This window comes from Salipiger abyssi (genome assembly GCF_017311415.1).
GTDB classification, from domain to species: Bacteria; Pseudomonadota; Alphaproteobacteria; order Rhodobacterales; family Rhodobacteraceae; genus Salipiger; species Salipiger abyssi_A.
Genome location: NZ_JAEKIS010000061.1, coordinates 1 through 2,573, shown reverse-complemented (window position 1 = coordinate 2,573; position 2,573 = coordinate 1). Strand labels below are relative to the sequence as shown.

Below are 2,573 nucleotides of genomic sequence, written 5' to 3'. Positions count from 1 at the left end.
ACCCAGAACCTCGCCCAGCATGGCTCCTCCGAATAAGACACGTGCATAACGACGTCGTTATGCACGTGTCTTACCTCGGAACCCCAGCCTCAGGCAGGCGGCCCCAATCGGTCGGTTACGTTAACCCGTGCGGCGTTGGCAATCTTCGCCGCCGCAGCCGCGTCGACGTTGAAGTCCAAGGCGGTGCCATGCGCGGTATCGATTCTGAGATGAGCCAGTAGTTCCGCATCATCACAGTAGTTGGCCGCCGCCAGCCGAGACAACCAACCTGACAACAACTCGTCTGGCAGCGGCGCGACAGTCTTGGGCAGCGGGTGCGGCTTCACACCCGGGACTTCTGGAGCCGCCGATGGGGGTTCGCATGGCGCGACCAAACCGGCGTCCATTTTGCGATTGCGTCATCGGTGATGCATTCCTCGCCTGTGATAATGGCGTCGATGGAAAGATCCTTGACCAGAGCGAAGATGCGCGAGGTCACCCCACCGGTCAGTGCCAAGACCTGCTTGAGAGATTTGACCTTCAGGTTGGACTTCTTTTCCAGTGGCATGGCAGCAATAAGGGTCTGGATCATGTCCGAGAACTCGGCATCGTCGCGCCAGTTTGGCAGATGATGTTCGTCCAGCCGTCGGGCAAGCTGGATATCACCGCGAATAGCATCGACGGCCTCGCTGACCCCAAGGCAGACCAGTGACACCTCGAGTTCATTGCTGAGATACCGCAGGACATTGAGAAATCGGCGCTGTTCGCGGTGGGTCCCGGCCAAGAGATTGTGGACCTCGTCGATCATGATCATCCGCAGGCCAAGGTCGCGTAAGAGCGCGATGACACGGACTTCGAGGGAAGCCACATTTTGAGCGCGGGCGCTAAGAGCCGTCGCCGGGGCGCCGACGGCGGCCAGGATGTGCAGGTAAAACCGCCGTTCATCAGGTGCGGGCGGCGCTTGCAACAGCAGAAGCGGTGTGCGGGTGATGCCCGACGCCGGATCGTATTCTGGTGCGTACTTGCGCGACAGGTTTCGGGCAATCATCGTCTTTCCGATCCCGGAGGCGCCATGCACAAGAAGCCCAGGCATACGGGTTTGTCGTGGCGCTTCGATCATGCCCTGCAAGCGGTCCAACACCTGTTCCGCCCGAGGAAAGCCGATCCAGATATCCGATTGAATGAGGGCGATCCGGCCGTCTTCTTCAGTTGTCCCTGCCCTCAATTCACCATCTCTCCACCTTGAACAATGGGCGCGATGTATCACCCGTATCGATCGGGCGCAGCCCTTCGGTTGTCGAGACGGCCGAGTTCGTGCCCTTCAATGTCCCTTTTCTTTCACGGGTTCTGCGTTCGGCCTTCGTCAGGCCCCGGCTTTCAGCTTCGATCTGGCGTTGCTGTCGGATCAGCTCAGCCAGCACCAGCTCATTAGACCCGGACTTGCCAAGGGCACGGGCCTTCCTCATCGCTTCGCGATATTCCCAGAGCGAGACGGGCGGAATTTCCAGGTTTCTGTACCGCGCCTCAACATACCGGCCATCGTCCAGTTCGACCCAGATCATTGAGATATCGCGAGGATCGTAGCGAACGACCACCTTTCCATCCCCGCGCCCAATGTGGCCTGCAAGGGCATCGGACCAGTACCTTATCTGGAACAGATGGATGCCGTCACGCCTGATCTTGCGCAGTTCACTCGGCAGGAAGCTCACCTGAAAGGCTTCCATCTCGAAGGGGATGTCGCCTGTCATTTGCTCTGAGAGCGCCTCCCATTTGGCAACGGGCGTGCAGCCAAGACTTGAATGAATGCTGTTGTTGTAACGGCAGATTTCCAGAGCAAACCAGCGATCGAATTCGCTCAACGTCATCGTGGCCTTGCTTTCGGCGTCATAGTCGCCCTTTGCCGCGATCGAGGATTGCGTTGTTCCCGGCAACAGGTGAACGGCCCCCATCATGGTGCCGATCAACCGTTCGATGTGACCACCGAAGTGAGGACTTGCTGGCGGTCGATAGACCAGATCGATCCCCCAATCCGCACAGGCCGACCGAAAGGCGCGCGACCGGAAATCGCGACCGTTATCGACGTGGATGCTGTGCGGTTTGCCCTGTGCCGGCCAAGGAACATCGCACGCCAATTCCGCAAGAAGTTCCTCCTTGAGGGTCACCGCCTGTGTCAGGCAAAGCGCCACTGACAGACGCGAAGGTGCCTCGAGAGAGGTGTAATATCCGGTCACCATCCGCGTTGCGACGTCGATCGCCAGCGTGACCCAAGGCCGCCCAATTGGTTTGCGTTCAAAGCCGTCGACAAGAATGATGTCCGCCGGTGTATGATCAATTTGGACGATCTCCAGTGGCATACTGGCCTTGTTCTCACCTGTGACCGGCGCAAATTTCTGGCGGGCCGCCTTTGCGCCCTCTCGTGCCTTCGCAACTTCGCGGGCATCCATCGCATCCAGACGACGCTGAACCGTTCGCCGTGTCGGCGGTTGCAAGCCCTCCTGCCAGCAAGCGCTGCGGATTTCTGTCACGACGCGCGACAAGCTCGAACGCTCCCGGCGCAAGAAATAGCGGCGAAGGTGCTCCTCGATTACCGCTTC

Annotated in this window: 3 protein-coding genes; all 3 read right to left on the bottom strand. The window is 59.3% G+C overall.

Annotation, left to right across the window (positions count from 1 at the left end; genetic code table 11):
- Nucleotides 1–89: 89 nt before the first annotated feature.
- On the bottom strand, nt 90–326 hold the full coding sequence (locus tag I6N89_RS25250; protein ID WP_328805931.1) for a TniQ family protein: 237 nt from the start codon (nt 324–326) through the stop codon (nt 90–92).
- Nucleotides 323–1,204, bottom strand: a complete 882-nt coding sequence (locus I6N89_RS25245; RefSeq protein ID WP_038147410.1) for a TniB family NTP-binding protein — start codon at nt 1,202–1,204, stop codon at nt 323–325. Before I6N89_RS25245 ends, I6N89_RS25250 begins: the two co-directional genes overlap by 4 nt.
- 1 nt (nt 1,205) lies before the next feature.
- A partial coding sequence (locus I6N89_RS25240) for a Mu transposase C-terminal domain-containing protein (RefSeq protein WP_207020958.1) occupies nt 1,206–2,573 on the bottom strand: 1,368 nt, incomplete at its 5' end.